Origin of the sequence: Dolichospermum flos-aquae CCAP 1403/13F, from assembly GCF_012516395.1 — a bacterium.
Lineage (GTDB): Bacteria > Cyanobacteriota > Cyanobacteriia > Cyanobacteriales > Nostocaceae > Dolichospermum > Dolichospermum lemmermannii.
The window spans coordinates 2,294,620-2,309,766 of record NZ_CP051206.1 but is presented as its reverse complement, the minus strand read 5'-3'; the positions used below and the strand labels follow the sequence as shown (position 1 = coordinate 2,309,766).

Here is a 15,147-nt window from a genome sequence, read left to right as displayed (position 1 = left end):
AATTCCAAAATAGTTTGAAAAAGTAGTTGACAAACCAAAGCAGGTTCGATATATTAAATAAGTGCCTGAAGCGAAGCGAGAAAAACGCCACGCCTAAGTCGCACCGAACCTTGAAAACATTATAGTTTGAAAGCCAGAATACAACAAGTAACCTGCGTCAGAAAAAGAAAATAACCTGACCGTGGTTGTAAAAACGGTTGAAAGAGCTGATAACAGACGAACCAAAATGGAGAGTTTGATCCTGGCTCAGGATGAACGCTGGCGGTATGCTTAACACATGCAAGTCGAACGGTCTCTTCGGAGATAGTGGCGGACGGGTGAGTAACGCGTAAGAATCTACCTTCAGGTTGGGGACAACCACTGGAAACGGTGGCTAATACCGAATGTGCCGAGAGGTGAAAGGCTTGCTGCCTGAAGAAGAGCTTGCGTCTGATTAGCTAGTTGGTGTGGTAAAGGCGCACCAAGGCGACGATCAGTAGCTGGTCTGAGAGGATGATCAGCCACACTGGGACTGAGACACGGCCCAGACTCCTACGGGAGGCAGCAGTGGGGAATTTTCCGCAATGGGCGAAAGCCTGACGGAGCAATACCGCGTGAGGGAGGAAGGCTCTTGGGTTGTAAACCTCTTTTCTCAGGGAAGAAAAAAATGACGGTACCTGAGGAATAAGCATCGGCTAACTCCGTGCCAGCAGCCGCGGTAATACGGAGGATGCAAGCGTTATCCGGAATGATTGGGCGTAAAGGGTCCGCAGGTGGCATTGTTTGTCTGCTGTTAAAGAGTCTGGCTCAACCAGATCAAAGCAGTGGAAACTACAAAGCTAGAGTATGGTCGGGGCAGAGGGAATTCCTGGTGTAGCGGTGAAATGCGTAGATATCAGGAAGAACACCGGTGGCGAAGGCGCTCTGCTAGGCCAAAACTGACACTGAGGGACGAAAGCTAGGGGAGCGAATGGGATTAGATACCCCAGTAGTCCTAGCCGTAAACGATGGATACTAGGCGTAGCTCGTATCGACCCGAGCTGTGCCGTAGCTAACGCGTTAAGTATCCCGCCTGGGGAGTACGCAGGCAACTGTGAAACTCAAAGGAATTGACGGGGGCCCGCACAAGCGGTGGAGTATGTGGTTTAATTCGATGCAACGCGAAGAACCTTACCAAGACTTGACATGTCACGAATTCCGTTGAAAGATGGAAGTGCCTTAGGGAGCGTGAACACAGGTGGTGCATGGCTGTCGTCAGCTCGTGTCGTGAGATGTTGGGTTAAGTCCCGCAACGAGCGCAACCCTCGTTTTTAGTTGCCAGCATTAAGTTGGGCACTCTAGAGAGACTGCCGGTGACAAACCGGAGGAAGGTGGGGATGACGTCAAGTCAGCATGCCCCTTACGTCTTGGGCTACACACGTACTACAATGCTCCGGACAAAGGGCAGCTACACAGCGATGTGATGCGAATCTCATAAACCGGAGCTCAGTTCAGATCGAAGGCTGCAACTCGCCTTCGTGAAGGAGGAATCGCTAGTAATTGCAGGTCAGCATACTGCAGTGAATTCGTTCCCGGGCCTTGTACACACCGCCCGTCACACCATGGAAGTTGGTCACGCCCGAAGTCGTTACCCCAACCTTTTGGAGGGGGATGCCTAAGGTAGGACTGATGACTGGGGTGAAGTCGTAACAAGGTAGCCGTACCGGAAGGTGTGGCTGGATCACCTCCTTTTAGGGAGACCTAATCCATTTAGAACTTGAAAGCAATGAAAATTGCTAATAGAGCCTAAATTGGTCTAACCTAGGTCGGTCGCAGACTTGAAGTAAAGCTTTCAAACTATGATTTGGTTCGATAAGGGCTATTAGCTCAGGTGGTTAGAGCGCACCCCTGATAAGGGTGAGGTCCCTGGTTCGAGTCCAGGATGGCCCACCTGAACCAATTAAAAATGCAAAATTAAGAATTAAAAATGCAGAATATGTTTGTTTTTAATTTTTAATTATCAATTTTTAATTGTTTTTGGGGGTTTAGCTCAGTTGGTAGAGCGCCTGCTTTGCAAGCAGGATGTCAGCGGTTCGAGTCCGCTAACCTCCACATTTGGAAAAAGACAGCAACTGAAACTATTGATGATAGTTTTTGACTGCTGGGTTAAATTCCAGCCAGAACCTTGAAAACTGCATAAGAGAACGAGAATTAGCAGCGCAGACGTGAAACATGAGAATGTTTCATCAAAGCAGACAAAAAGAAATGTGGTCAAGTTAATAAGGGCTAATGGTGGATACCTAGGCACACAGAGGCGATGAAGGACGTGGTTACCGACGAAATGTTCCGGGGAGTTGGAAGCAAACTTTGAGCCGGAAATGTCCGAATGGGGCAACCCTATGTACTACCTGTTGAATATATAGACAGGAAAGAGCCAACCCAGCGAACTGAAACATCTTAGTAGCTGGAGGAAGAGAAATCAAACTAGAGATTCCCTCAGTAGTGGTGAGCGAAAGGGGAAGAGCCTAAACCAGAGGATTTATCTTCTGGGGTCGTGGGACAGCAATATCGAATCTAGAGATTAGACGAAACAGCTAAATACTGTACCAGAGGGGGTGAAAGTCCCGTAGTTGAAAGTCAAAGGATAGTAGCTGAATCCCGAGTAGCATGGAGCACGAGGAATTCCATGTGAATCAGCGAGGACCACCTCGTAAGGCTAAATACTACTGTGTGACCGATAGTGAACAAGTACCGCGAGGGAAAGGTGAAAAGAACCCCGGAAGGGGAGTGAAATAGAACATGAAACCATAAGCTTACAAGCAGTGGGAGTCCGATTTAACGGATGACCGCGTGCCTGTTGAAGAATGAGCCGGCGACTTATAGGCACTGGTAGGTTAAAGCGAGAATGCTGGAGCCAAAGGGAAACCGAGTCTGAATAGGGCGTTAAATCAGTGTTTATAGACCCGAACCCTGGTGATCTAACCATGTCCAGGATGAAGCTTGGGTAACACCAAGTGGAGGTCCGAACCGACTGATGTTGAAAAATCAGCGGATGAGGTGTGGTTAGGGGTGAAATACCAATCGAACCAGGAGCTAGCTGGTTCTCCCCGAAATGTGTTGAGGCGCAGCGGTAATGATTAAATTTGGGGGGTAAAGCACTGTTTCGGTGCGGGCTGGGAGACCGGTACCAAATCGAGACAAACTCAGAATACCCAGAAGAAGACATTGCCAGTGAGACAGTGGGGGATAAGCTTCATTGTCAAGAGGGAAACAGCCCAGACCACCAGCTAAGGTCCCCAAATCATCGCTAAGTGATAAAGGAGGTGAGATTGCCTAGACAACTAGGAGGTTTGCCTAGAAGCAGCCACCCTTGAAAGAGTGCGTAATAGCTCACTAGTCAAGCGATCTTGCGCCGAAAATGAACGGGGCTAAGCGATGTACCGAAGCTGTGGGATTGATATTAAATTATTAATCGGTAGGGGAGCGTTCCGTCGTAGGTTGAAGCAGTAGCGGCGAGCAGCTGTGGACGAAACGGAAGTGAGAATGTCGGCTTGAGTAGCGCAAATGTATGTGAGAATCATACACCCCGAAACCCTAAGGGTTCCAGAGCCAGGTTCGTCCACTCTGGGTTAGTCGGGACCTAAGGCGAGGCCGAAGGGCGTAGTCGATGGACAAAGTGTCAATAGTCACTTACTGTTCTGTGGGAGCATAGAGAGGGACGCATCAAAGATAGCCATACCCTGATTGGTTTGGGAGGAGTTTACGAACTCCGAGTGGTGAAGGATAGTGCCAAGAAAAGCTCGCTATGTGATGAAGATAGAACACCCGTACCCGAAACCGACACAGGTAGGGAGGTTGAGAATACCAAGGGGCGCGAGATAACTCTCTCTAAGGAACTCGGCAAAATGGCCCCGTAACTTCGGGAGAAGGGGTGCCCACCTCAGACGTGGGTCGCAGTGAAGAGATCCAGGCGACTGTTTACCAAAAACACAGGTCTCCGCCAACTCGCAAGAGGACGTATGGGGGCTGACGCCTGCCCAGTGCCGGAAGGTTAAGGAAGCTGGTCAGCGAAAGTAAAGCTGGCGACTGAAGCCCCGGTGAACGGCGGCCGTAACTATAACGGTCCTAAGGTAGCGAAATTCCTTGTCGGGTAAGTTCCGACCCGCACGAAAGGCGTAACGATCTGGATGGTGTCTCAGAGAGAGACTCGGCGAAATAGGAATGTCTGTGAAGATACGGACTGCCTGCACCTGGACAGAAAGACCCTATGAAGCTTTACTGTAGCCTGGAATTGTGTTCGGGCTTCGCTTGCGCAGGATAGGTGGGAAGCGGTGAACTATTCCTTTTGGGGAATAGGGAGCTAACGGTGAGATACCACTCTGGCGAAGCTAGAATTCTAACCCACGACCGTCAGCCGGTTGGGGAACAGTTTCAGGTGGGCAGTTTGACTGGGGCGGTCGCCTCCTAAAAGGTAACGGAGGCGCGCAAAGGTTCCCTCAGCACGCTTGGAAACCGTGCGACGAGTGTAAAAGCAAAAGGGAGCTTGACTGCAAGACTGACAAGTCGAGCAGGTACGAAAGTAGGCTTTAGTGATCCGACGGCGCAGAGTGGAATGGCCGTCGCTCAACGGATAAAAGTTACTCTAGGGATAACAGGCTGATCTCCCCCAAGAGTCCACATCGACGGGGAGGTTTGGCACCTCGATGTCGGCTCATCGCAACCTGGGGCGGAAGTACGTCCCAAGGGTTGGGCTGTTCGCCCATTAAAGCGGTACGTGAGCTGGGTTCAGAACGTCGTGAGACAGTTCGGTCCATATCCGGTGCAGGCGCAAGAGTATTGAGAGGAGTCCTCCTTAGTACGAGAGGACCGGGAGGAACGCACCGCTGGTGTACCAGTTATTGTACCAACAGTAAACGCTGGGTAGCCAAGTGCGGAGAGGATAACCGCTGAAAGCATCTAAGTGGGAAGCCCACCTCAAGATGAGTACTCTCACTACAATTTGTAGGTAAGGTCACGGGCAGAACACCCGTTAATAGGCTCTAAGTGGAAGTACAGTAATGTATGAAGCTGAGGGGTACTAATAGACCGAGGGCTTGACCTCTATTCAATTAAAAATTGATAATTAAAAATTAAAAATGAAGGTTTTTGGTGGTTAATTATCACTGTTGATTCTCGTTCTTTTTGCAGTCTTCAGGGTTGTGAATACCCTAAGTTAAAAATCGGTAATTAATTTTTAATTCTGAATTTTTAATTTTTAATTCTTTCCTGGTGTCTATGGCGCGGTGGAACCACACTGATCCCTTCCCGAACTCAGAGGTGAAACGCTGCTGCGGCGACGATAGTTTAGGGGTAGCCCTCCGTGAAAATAGCTCGATGCCAGGTTTATTATTTAACAACATTACCTCCTCTATTCTTTTAGAGGGGGTTTTGTTTTTGCAGTACAGCTTTTGTTATAATTTTCTACTGGTGGGATTGATAATAGTAACTCCTAATTCTTGCGTAATTGCTAAAGCTTGTTCATAGCACTGAGAAGATAAATTATCAAGATTCATGTTTTGATATAATTCTGATAGAGCTTCTAGTACCTCAGATTCCGCTCGACGACATTCCATTTCCCTGAAAATACTTAAAGCTAATTGTAAATGTTGCTCTGCTTATTGATACCGATTCATCCGCATTAAAGTTTTGCCAACATTACAAGTTCCCCAAGCTTCTTGAGTTCTATAACCAATTTTTTGGGCAACTTCTAAACCCTGTTTATTATAATCTAGCGCTTGAATATAGGAATAATATTTGATTTTTGAAAAAAACCAAGAGATAATACGGAGAGGGTGTGCAAGTCTAAAGGAAAACAATGATAAAGCAGGATTTAGAACAGGGGATGCCAGTGGTGGGTGAAGTCATCGCCGAACTACAGGAGTTTATAGCTCAAAATGCAAATGCCCGTGAGGTGAGGAAAGGATTAGCAATCAAACTGGTTTATCAAGGTTACTTGTATGAGGAAATTCAAACAATTCTAGGCGTGTCACTAGGTTCAATAACAGGTTGGAAACAAGTCTACGAGGCAATACTGTAGCCAAAAAAAGAGGATGAAGAGAGAGGGCTGATGTAGTAGAGTTATAGTCTTCCAAAACAAAAACTCGAAAACCACATACAGCCCATGTTTGATATCCTAACACTCCTGCAATGCCTGCTACCAGAAATAAAAGTGACGACTATGCGGCAGTTGAGTCAGATCATCATGGCCATGTTAGCAATGAGCGGACGAGTAACGATGTTGGGAATATCACGTCGGACGCTTAGTGGTGGTAGTTATCGGACGGTAATCAGATTTTTTCAGACAGTCATACCGTGGGCAACGGTGTTCTGGGTGTTTTTTCGGCGGCATTTGTTTTGCCCAAATGATGTTTAGTTGTTGGCAGGAGACGAAGTAGTAATAAGCAAAGCCGGGAAAAAAACCTATGGATTAGATAGGTTCTTTTCCAGTCTAATAAGTAAACCAATATCGGGTCTATCTTTTTTTACATTATCATTAGTAAGTGTTCAACAAAGACACTCATTTCCGATTCAAATAGAACAGGTAAAGTTACACATAATTTCCAAATTACGCCACGATTCGGCGTTATACATACCTTATCAACATCCTGACCTTAATCATCGTTCTCGTCGTAAATACAAAAGATAAGCTGGACTGGCGTAATATTGCTGGGGAATATTTACGTCAAAGCAGTACCGTTCTCATGACTTTAAAAATATGGCTCAAGCACAAAGATTTGCCTGTTTTGGTCTTAGCACACTCAAGCAATTATTTAAAATGAAATAGCCCTGGGTGATTTTCGCTTCGCTACAATAACCCGCTCTAACCCCTACCCTATGGGTACATTGAGGGTAGGGACTGCCGCGAGAAGTTCAATCGGTGAATTTCTGCTTGTAATTTCTCATCATTGGGGAGAATATCACCTAATTCTTGAGCAACACTTTGGGCTTGTTGTGAAGTCATGATTTACCACCCGTAATCTTCGCGCATTTGTTCATAATCAAAAACCGAGAGAAAAACCAATGCAGATTTAATATAGTACATATATACTGTTGTCGCTAGAGAATAGCAGCAAAAGCATGGTTCGTACCACCTTACCCAACCCTCGAAAAGCTTGATCAAGAGGATTTTTCCGACTATAGCTACCCAACTTACGCAGTAGCATCTAATATTCTGTAGCTAAAATTACAGTTTATTTGAGGATGTCATGAGATGATCCAGAAAAAGATAGAGATTTATGTAAGTGAGACACTGAAACAACCTAGTTTCGGTAACAGAAATATAAATTACGACTAAGGAAAAAGCTACAACCTTTGATATTACTTGCAAATTTTTAATTTACATAAAGCGGACAATATTAAGTATATAATTTGCTATCTTGCATTAATTAATAATTAATACTCTTTTGGGGTTTGGTGGTAAAAACCACGCATTTTTTCAGATTTTGATTAAGGTTTGCCTTCAGTAAAAATATCACCTATGCAAGTCCATCTAACTAATCGGCAACAAAATATACTTTGGGCGACTATACGTCATTACATTGCGACAGCAGAGCCTGTTGGCTCTAAAGCTTTAATTGAAGGATTTGATTTAGGTATTAGCTCCGCTACTATTCGCAATGTGATGGGTGTTTTAGAAAAATCAGGGTTACTTTATCAACCACATACTTCTGCGGGAAGAATTCCTTCTGATTCTGGTTATCGGATTTATGTTGACCAACTAATTAAACCATCAGAAACTTTAGCTAAAGAGGTAGAAACGGCATTACAAAGACATTTGCATTGGGAAGATTGGAGTTTAGAGGCTTTATTACAAGGTGCAGCCCAAATTTTAGCAACATTAAGCGGCTGTATTACTTTAATTACTATGCCACAAACCACGACAGCAAAGTTACGACATTTGCAACTAGTGCAAATTGAATCCGGGAAGATTATGTTGATTGTGGTGACAGATAGTTATGAAACCCATTCTAAGGTGATGGATTTATTTTCAATATCATCAGTAACTAAACCTGAACCGGAGGTAATTGATCATCAATTGCAGATAGTTTCTAACTTTTTGAATAGTCATTTGCGAGGAAGGAGTTTATTAGAATTAGGCTATCTTGACTGGAGTGAATTAGATCAGGAATTTCGAGTTTATGGCGAATTTTTGAAAAGTTCTTTGGTAGAATTGACTCATCGCGCTCTTGCACCAACGACTACACAAATTATGGTACGGGGGATTGGAGAAGTCTTACGACAACCTGAGTTTTCTCAAGTACAGCAGGTACAGACAATTATGCAATTGTTGGAAGAAGAACAAGACCAACTTTGGCATTTAATTTGTGAAAAAACAGAAATGGATGATACAAATAAGTCTAAAGTAACGGTGCGGATTGGGACAGAAAATCCTCTTGAACCTATTCAAACCTGTACTTTGATTTCTGCTATTTATCGTCGGGGTTCTGTGCCAGTGGGAAGTGTGGGAGTTTTAGGTCCAACTAGGTTAGACTATGAGAGTGCGATCGCTGTGGTCGCAGCAGCAGCAAATTATCTCTCGGAAGCTTTTAGTTAATTTCCATAAATTCATGATCAGAAAAATCACTTTTGGCTTACTATGGCTAGGATTTCTTTCCTATGCCTTTTTCTTTGCTCCTCCTGAACAACCGGATACTTTTGAGCTGATAAAAAATCTCTCTACAGGAAATTGGCAAGGGATTAATCCGCTGATTATATGTTTATTTAATATCATGGGAATTTGGCCTTTTATATATAGTGCAGTGGTATTTTTTGATGGTAGAGGTCAAAAAATACCTGCTTGGCCATTTGCTAGTGCTGCTTTTGCTATTGGGGCTTTTGGGCTTTTACCATATTTAGCTTTAAGAGAACCCAATCAAAAGTTTGTAGGGGAAAAAAAATTATTTCTCAAATTACTAGATTCTCGCATTTTTGGAATTTTATTAACTTTAGGTGCGGCGGTTTTATTTACCTATAGTTTACAGGGAGACTGGGGTAATTTTCGACAACAGTGGGAAACCAGCCGATTTATTCACGTCATGAGTTTGGATTTTATCATCTTGAGTCTATTATTTCCCACGTTGTTAGGAGATGATATGACAAGACGAGGTTGGCAAAATAATCAGTTATTTTGGTTATTTGCGATCATTCCTGTGTTTGGAGCTTTGATGTATCTGTGTGTGCGTCCACCTATAGATATAGAAGATCAAAAAGGAGTTGAGACAACAATACTCCACTAACTCCTGACTACTAAAATTAAAAAGGTAAGTATCCAGTTGTGAACAACATCTACTGAAATTACAGGAGACAAAAAATGTTTAATCGCATGATGGGAAAAACTCGCTATATTGTCTGTCGTTTGTTCTTGCATTTAAACGGAGAAGAAGTAGCGCCAATCTTAGGTGTCCTTAACAGTAGTGCTAGAACAGCGATTAATGCTGACGGTGATCTGGATATTTTAGGAGAAGAATTGGTGCAACTGTGCCAAACTTTCCTACAATATGATGAATATTGGTTTGCTGCTGCTAATGAAGGTGATGTCTTTTGGAATCAAGGGGAAGCAGGAGATTATGTCAATGAACTATTCACAGACTCAGCCCAAAGATATGGGGCTAATCTTGATTTTAATTCCACTTCCTCAAATCAGCCCTTATCACTTCCTGTCACCCGTAACATCGTTGTCATGATTACAGTCGCGGCTGAAGGGGAAATTACTGAGTTAGAAACTGATTTAGCCAACATCCCAGCTTTGAAAGCAGCCTTTAAAGCCGTAATTAATCTACACTACAAACATAAACTCCGCGCTATCCAAGTGCATTTTTCTCCAGCCCAATTAGGTGATGAACTTTCCAGTGATCAATTATTGGAATATTATCCAGAATTGATCCCACTGTAAATGATTCGTTAGTCTGTAATTAGTACCCGAAAACAAATATGAACACAATGATTATCAGTATACTACGTAAACTTACAGTTGTTTGTTTAGCCTTAACTTTGTGCTTAACAACTGTCGCTTGCGGGGGAGGAAACCAAGCTAATTCTCCAACTAAGAATATTAGCCAAACTGCTACTCCCACCAAGTTAAATGATGGTCAGTATGAAGTACAACAGGGTACATACAATGATGCCAATGGTGAGTATACCTTGTTTTTACTCAATAACAATCCCCCCAGCTTTGCCACAGAAAAGCTGCAAATGGCACGATTGACTGATGATGAAATCAAAGCAGGTAAGAAAACTTACTTAAAAGTAGAAAATAGTCAGCCAGTCTTATACATGACCGAGGACTTCAAACTTGAGTACGTCCACAACGTCACCGAAACCAGAAACAATCCCCAAACCGGACAACCGGAAACTGTGATTGTGCGCCAACAAAGTAGCTTTTGGGCCCCTTTTGCAGGAGCTTTAGTTGGTAACGTCGCTGGTCAAGCTATTGGTAGTATGTTGTTTAGACCTCAATATTATGTTCCCCCCGTTTATCAGCCAGGTGGGATCATGAATGGTCATGGTGGCTATGGTTCTAGCTATGATTCGGCTGTTTCTAGTTACCGTTCTCGCTACAATGAACCACCCGCAGCAGTGAGAAATCGCACCACTTTCCGCACTACAGGAAACATCAGAAATTCGTCTTCAGGAACCGCCAACCGCACCACCACAACTGGACGAGCTTCTGGTTCTGGTTTTGGTGGTAGTACCCTTACACCTTCTGGTAATTCTAGCTCTACTCGCCGCAATTCTGGTAGTAGTTTTGGTAGTGGTGGCCGTTCTTCAAGTCGCCGTTCTTCCGGTTTTGGTAGTAGAAGAAGATAGGAAATTTCTGTATTAACTCTTGATTCGTAGCGACTGTCTTGATTGTCAAGCGATCGCTGTGAGATTGGGCGGTGGTAGGCACGGGCAAAAAGATTCTGAGTTAGTAATCTAGATAGTTGTAGCCCGCCCTACCACTCCACTGCGTCGCCAGTCATGGCTTGTCACAATAGGCATCACCGTGGTCGGGTAGCAGGACTATATCGCTATAATCCCGCCCCCTCAGAACCGGACTTGCGCCTTACAACGCATCCGGCTCAAGCAAGTCACAACTACTTATTGTTCCAGAATGTATTTGCTAATGACAGTACAGATGTACGAGTTGTAGGTTGCCGTAATTGTCACCACCACCCTGCGATTTTGGCTTTTTATGATGAAGATGTAATTCCTCATCATTTAATAGAGATTCCCCACATATAGGACAGACATATTGTTGCCTTTGGGCTATCTTCTGCCTACTTTTGATTAATTCGGATTTAGTTTTAGCTGCCTGCCGTTTAATCCAGTAGTCCCTTAATTTGGGGTCATCGGGTGATGATTTACCCCTAACAAGAATGTGCCTTTCAATCGTAATCGCCTATAGCAGTTCAATTCCGCGCCATCGCTCTTGTTCTCCTCCTTATTTATTAAGGGTTTTACGTTAAGTTGACACCAATGAGCATTGCTAAACTCCTACCCGCTTAAATCAAATAATTAAGCCGTGTTGAGTATAATTAAAGAAGGTGGGAAATACCCACCCTACATTTACTCAGCAAACACTCCAGCAAAAAAGTCCAAAGTCTCCTTCAAAGCTTTGATGAAAACATCAATTTCCTCACGGGTATTGTAAAAAGATAAACTTGCCCGTGCGGTTCCTGCTAAACCTAGATGACGGTGTAATGGTTGAGTACAATGATGTCCAGAACGAATTGCCACACCTTCTTGATCTAACAAAGTTGCTAAATCATTAGCGTGAACACCTTCTGCCGTAAAAGCTGCTAATGCGGCTCTCCCTTCCCCTTCAGCATTGGGTTTTGGTCCGTGGATTCTAATTTGGGGTATTTGTGCTAATTGCGCGAACAAATAAGCCGTTAATTCCGCTTCATAAGCATGGATTTTATCCATACCGATATTAGTAAGATAATCTATCGCTGCACCAAGGGCGATCGCTTCCCCAATAGCCGGAGTACCAGCTTCAAATTTATGGGGTAATTCTGCATAGGTGGAATGGTCTAAAAATACCTCTGCAATCATCTCACCACCACCAAAAAATGGCGGCATTGCTTCTAGTAATTCCAACTTACCATACAAAAATCCAATGCCAGTGGGAGCGCACATTTTATGTCCAGAAGCTACCAACCAATCACAGTCAAGTTCTTCGACATCAATAGGAGTATGGGGGACACTTTGACAAGCATCAAGTAAGAACTTCGCACCGTATTTATGAGCAATTTCGGCGATTTCTTTAGCTGGATTTATGCAACCCAAAGTATTAGAAATATGCACGATAGACACCAGTTTTGTTTTGTCAGAAATCAGGTTTTTAAACTGTTCTAAATCAAAAGTTTCTTCGGTCGTCAACTCCACAAACTTCAATATTGCACCCGTTTTTTGAGCGACAAATTGCCAAGGAACGATATTACTATGGTGTTCCATTACCGAGAGAATAATTTCATTTCCTGGCTGTAAATTGTTCATTCCCCAACTGTAAGCGACTAGGTTAATAGCCTCAGTTGCGTTGCGGGTGTACACAATTTCTTGGCGTGATTTAGCATTAATAAATTTAGCGATTTTATCACGCGCACCCTCATAAGCATCAGTAGCTTTTCCGCTCAAGAAATGTGCGCCACGATGGACATTTGAATTATATTGTTCGTAATAATCACGCCAAGCATTTAATACGAATAAAGGCTTTTGAGAAGTAGCTGCATTATCGAGATAAACCAGGGGTTTACCGTGGACTTCCTGATGTAAAATGGGGAAGTCAGAACGAACTTTATCAGCGAGAGATTTGGTAGAAGTGATGGTCATGTTGAAGAAGAAGTTCAGGAGTTTAGATGTTCAGAATAATAACTAGAATTTAGGAGTATTGCAGAATTTAAGAAGAACGAACCACAGAGGCACAGAGGACACAGAGAAAGAAAGTTTTAGAGCTTTTTGTGTTAGTAGGTGCGGGGTGGGGTCTACTCACCTTTTTTAGGGGTGAGTTCCCGAAGTTTTATCATTTATTGGTGAGACTTGTAACAGTTTTCAACAAACTCTCACGCAAAGAAGGAACAGGGATAAAGTTAATAATTTCCGTTGCGAAAGCATTAACTAATAATTTTCGGGCATCATTTTCTTCAATACCACGACTTTGCAGGTAGAATATTTGATCATCTTCCAATTGACTGACAGTAGCACCGTGAGCGCATTTAACATTATCAGCAGTGATTTCTAATTGAGGTTTGGTGTCAATTCTGGATTTTGATGATAATAGCAAATTGCGATTTAATTGAGATGCGTTAGTTAATTGTGCTGGTTTAGGAACAAAAACCTTACCATTGAAGACACCATGAGCGCGATCGCCTATAATGCACTTATGTAACTGTTTACTCACACCATGAGGATGATTTAAAGATAAAGCACTGTGAGTATCAGCCAATTGATTATCAGCAATCACAGTTAAACCATTTAACGTTGTTTCCGTTTGTTCACCAGTTTGCAAAATCTCTAAATTATGACGTGACATTTTACCACCAACCGTCACCGCATTACAATTATAACGACTATATCGTGCCTGAGTAACAGCAGTTTTCCCCACATGAAAAGCTGCCGCACCTTCGCGTACAATTCTATTATGACTAACCTGAGCATTTTCATTTACCCAAATTTCCGTCACCCCATTAGTAAAATAAACCTCCTCCTCTGTGTCTCTGTGGTTCGTATATTCCTCAATTAAAACCACCTGAGAACTACTTTCAGCTACTACTAAAACGCGAGGTTGAGAAATAGTCGCAGACTCACCCGACACAGAAACAAATAATAGATGAATTGGTGTTTCCACCACCACATTTTTAGCAACCCATATCACAGCGACATCATTTAAAGCCGCAGTATTTAAAGCGGTAAAAACTTCCTTAGCACCCTCAGATTGTGCTAAATATTCTTTTGTAATTTCATCAGGTAAAACATCCAAATTACCAACTTTCAAACCAGCAGGTAAATTTTCAGTATTAGATAAATTAGGTGAGTAAACACCATTTACAAATACTAACCGCTCAGAAACTTCAGGTAAAACAAAATCATCTTGTAGGGACAATTCATGAATTGTCCCTACATTATTAAAATCTACCTGTTTGAGAGGTGATAAATCAGTAAACCGCCATTCTTCCTCGCGGGTATTGGGAATAACAGAATGACGAACCCAATTAGCAGCACCGTCGCGTAAATCTTGTAACCAACCATCTGATTTTTTAGTAGTTACCCGACTTAATAAACCACTTAAAAAAGCGTCTCTATCTAATAGAGAATCAGGAATAGAAGTAAGAGAAACTGGAATAGACATTACACACCCACTCCCAAAGCTTCTTCGAGAACCCAATCATAACCACGAGATTCTAACTCTAACGCTAACTCCTTATCACCACTTCTAATAATTCTTCCTTGTGCCATAACATGAACAAAATCAGGGACAATATAATCGAGAAGACGTTGATAGTGAGTAATCATAATTGTGGCATTTTCGGGACTTGTTAATTGATTAACCCCATTAGCGACAATTTTCAAAGCGTCAATATCCAAACCAGAATCAGTTTCATCTAAAATTGCCAACTTTGGTTCTAAAATCGCCATTTGCAGAATTTCATTCCGCTTCTTTTCCCCACCAGAAAAACCCTCATTCACACTGCGACTAAGAAAAGAAGAATTCATCTTCACAATATCCAACTTTTCCTCAACCAAATCATCAAAATCGAAAGCGTCAACCTCCTCCAAACCTCTAGATTTCTGACGAGAATTATAAGCAACTCGTAAAAAATCTAAATTACTCACACCAGGAATTTCCAGAGGATATTGAAAAGCTAAAAACACACCACCCCTAGCCCTTTCTGCTGCTTCCATTTCCAAAAGATTTTGGTTTTGAAAAACCACCTCACCACCAGTAACAGTATAAGCTGGATGTCCCGCTAAAACCTTAGAAAACGTACTCTTCCCAGAACCATTAGGTCCCATAATCGCGTGAACTTCCCCAGCGCGAACCTGCAAATTCAACCCCTTCAAAATCGGAGTTCCATCAACATCAGCCGTCAAATCCTTAACCGACAAAATCAAATCACTATTCTCAACAATCATCTTCTCTTCCTCTCTTTCTTTGCGTCTTTGCTTCTT

At 43.0% G+C, this 15,147-nt stretch carries 10 protein-coding genes, 2 tRNA genes, 3 rRNA genes and 3 pseudogenes; 11 read left to right on the top strand and 7 right to left on the bottom strand.

Going from position 1 to position 15,147, the window contains the following annotated elements:
• Window positions 1-223 precede the first annotated feature (223 nt).
• The 5 genes from HGD76_RS11420 (at window position 224) to rrf (ending at window position 5,340) form a co-directional block, all read left to right on the top strand.
• A 16S ribosomal RNA gene (locus HGD76_RS11420) occupies window positions 224-1,710 on the top strand.
• Between the two features lie 124 nt (window positions 1,711-1,834).
• Window positions 1,835-1,908 (top strand) — tRNA-Ile (locus HGD76_RS11415).
• Between the two features lie 89 nt (window positions 1,909-1,997).
• Window positions 1,998-2,070: transfer RNA gene (locus HGD76_RS11410), tRNA-Ala, on the top strand.
• 157 nt (window positions 2,071-2,227) lie between these two features.
• Window positions 2,228-5,059: ribosomal RNA gene (locus HGD76_RS11405) — 23S ribosomal RNA — on the top strand.
• 163 nt (window positions 5,060-5,222) lie between these two features.
• Window positions 5,223-5,340 (top strand): 5S ribosomal RNA (gene rrf / locus HGD76_RS11400).
• The 16S, 23S and 5S rRNA genes sit together here with 2 tRNA genes alongside, the layout of an rRNA operon.
• Before the next feature lie 68 nt (window positions 5,341-5,408).
• Here rrf and HGD76_RS25355 read toward each other — a convergent pair.
• Window positions 5,409-5,570 (bottom strand): hypothetical protein, encoded by a 162-nt coding sequence (locus tag HGD76_RS25355; protein ID WP_233467187.1) that lies wholly within the window; start codon window positions 5,568-5,570, stop codon window positions 5,409-5,411.
• A gap of 290 nt (window positions 5,571-5,860) precedes the next feature.
• Here HGD76_RS25355 and HGD76_RS11390 point away from each other — a divergent pair.
• Together HGD76_RS11390 and HGD76_RS11385 are read left to right on the top strand one after the other, a co-directional pair.
• A pseudogene (locus HGD76_RS11390) lies at window positions 5,861-6,022 on the top strand (helix-turn-helix domain-containing protein); the annotation flags it as partial.
• Window positions 6,023-6,118: 96 nt separating this feature from the next.
• Window positions 6,119-6,689 (top strand): annotated as a pseudogene (locus tag HGD76_RS11385) (transposase); the annotation flags it as partial.
• Between the two features lie 140 nt (window positions 6,690-6,829).
• Here the strand turns inward: HGD76_RS11385 and HGD76_RS25865 are convergent.
• Window positions 6,830-6,958, bottom strand: coding sequence for a hypothetical protein (locus tag HGD76_RS25865; RefSeq protein WP_267904359.1), 129 nt, complete (start codon window positions 6,956-6,958; stop codon window positions 6,830-6,832).
• A gap of 91 nt (window positions 6,959-7,049) precedes the next feature.
• Window positions 7,050-7,160 (bottom strand): annotated as a pseudogene (locus tag HGD76_RS26255) (Tn3 family transposase); the annotation flags it as partial.
• 314 nt (window positions 7,161-7,474) lie between these two features.
• On the opposite strand from HGD76_RS26255, the gene hrcA reads away from it, so the two are divergent.
• From hrcA to HGD76_RS11355, 4 genes are all read left to right on the top strand, one after another.
• Entirely contained in the window at window positions 7,475-8,551 is a 1,077-nt protein-coding gene (gene hrcA, locus HGD76_RS11370; RefSeq protein WP_168695848.1) for a heat-inducible transcriptional repressor HrcA, read from the top strand.
• Between the two features lie 13 nt (window positions 8,552-8,564).
• A complete protein-coding gene (locus tag HGD76_RS11365) occupies window positions 8,565-9,233 on the top strand; it encodes a DUF2834 domain-containing protein (protein ID WP_148761613.1) in 669 nt (222 codons plus the stop codon).
• A gap of 74 nt (window positions 9,234-9,307) precedes the next feature.
• Entirely contained in the window at window positions 9,308-9,889 is a 582-nt protein-coding gene (locus HGD76_RS11360; RefSeq protein WP_015079590.1) for a DUF1517 domain-containing protein, read from the top strand.
• 47 nt (window positions 9,890-9,936) lie between these two features.
• Window positions 9,937-10,803 (top strand): hypothetical protein, encoded by an 867-nt coding sequence (locus HGD76_RS11355; RefSeq protein WP_041458312.1) that lies wholly within the window; start codon window positions 9,937-9,939, stop codon window positions 10,801-10,803.
• Window positions 10,804-11,098: 295 nt separating this feature from the next.
• Here the strand turns inward: HGD76_RS11355 and HGD76_RS25350 are convergent, their stop codons facing one another.
• From HGD76_RS25350 to sufC, 4 genes are all read right to left on the bottom strand, one after another.
• Window positions 11,099-11,218, bottom strand: a complete 120-nt coding sequence (locus HGD76_RS25350; RefSeq protein ID WP_233467232.1) for an HNH endonuclease — start codon at window positions 11,216-11,218, stop codon at window positions 11,099-11,101.
• Between the two features lie 326 nt (window positions 11,219-11,544).
• Window positions 11,545-12,810, bottom strand: coding sequence for a cysteine desulfurase (locus HGD76_RS11345; RefSeq protein ID WP_168695847.1), 1,266 nt, complete (start codon window positions 12,808-12,810; stop codon window positions 11,545-11,547).
• Between the two features lie 190 nt (window positions 12,811-13,000).
• Window positions 13,001-14,326, bottom strand: a complete 1,326-nt coding sequence (gene sufD / locus HGD76_RS11340; protein WP_168695846.1) for a Fe-S cluster assembly protein SufD — start codon at window positions 14,324-14,326, stop codon at window positions 13,001-13,003.
• Entirely contained in the window at window positions 14,326-15,111 is a 786-nt protein-coding gene (sufC, locus tag HGD76_RS11335; RefSeq protein WP_168695845.1) for a Fe-S cluster assembly ATPase SufC, read from the bottom strand. Before sufC ends, sufD begins: the two co-directional genes overlap by 1 nt.
• Between the last annotated feature and the right edge of the window lie 36 nt (window positions 15,112-15,147).

What these genes read in the sequence shown, in the direction of transcription:
- HGD76_RS25355 (WP_233467187.1), bottom strand. Translation starts at nt 5,570, where the DNA reads ATGGAATGTCGTCGAGCGGAATCTGAGGTACTAGAAGCTCTATCAGAA.
- HGD76_RS25865 (WP_267904359.1), bottom strand. Translation starts at nt 6,958, where the DNA reads ATGACTTCACAACAAGCCCAAAGTGTTGCTCAAGAATTAGGTGATATT.
- hrcA (WP_168695848.1), top strand. Translation starts at nt 7,475, where the DNA reads ATGCAAGTCCATCTAACTAATCGGCAACAAAATATACTTTGGGCGACT.
- HGD76_RS11365 (WP_148761613.1), top strand. Translation starts at nt 8,565, where the DNA reads ATGATCAGAAAAATCACTTTTGGCTTACTATGGCTAGGATTTCTTTCC.
- HGD76_RS11360 (WP_015079590.1), top strand. Translation starts at nt 9,308, where the DNA reads ATGTTTAATCGCATGATGGGAAAAACTCGCTATATTGTCTGTCGTTTG.
- HGD76_RS11355 (WP_041458312.1), top strand. Translation starts at nt 9,937, where the DNA reads ATGATTATCAGTATACTACGTAAACTTACAGTTGTTTGTTTAGCCTTA.
- HGD76_RS11345 (WP_168695847.1), bottom strand. Translation starts at nt 12,810, where the DNA reads ATGACCATCACTTCTACCAAATCTCTCGCTGATAAAGTTCGTTCTGAC.
- sufD (WP_168695846.1), bottom strand. Translation starts at nt 14,326, where the DNA reads ATGTCTATTCCAGTTTCTCTTACTTCTATTCCTGATTCTCTATTAGAT.
- sufC (WP_168695845.1), bottom strand. Translation starts at nt 15,111, where the DNA reads ATGATTGTTGAGAATAGTGATTTGATTTTGTCGGTTAAGGATTTGACG.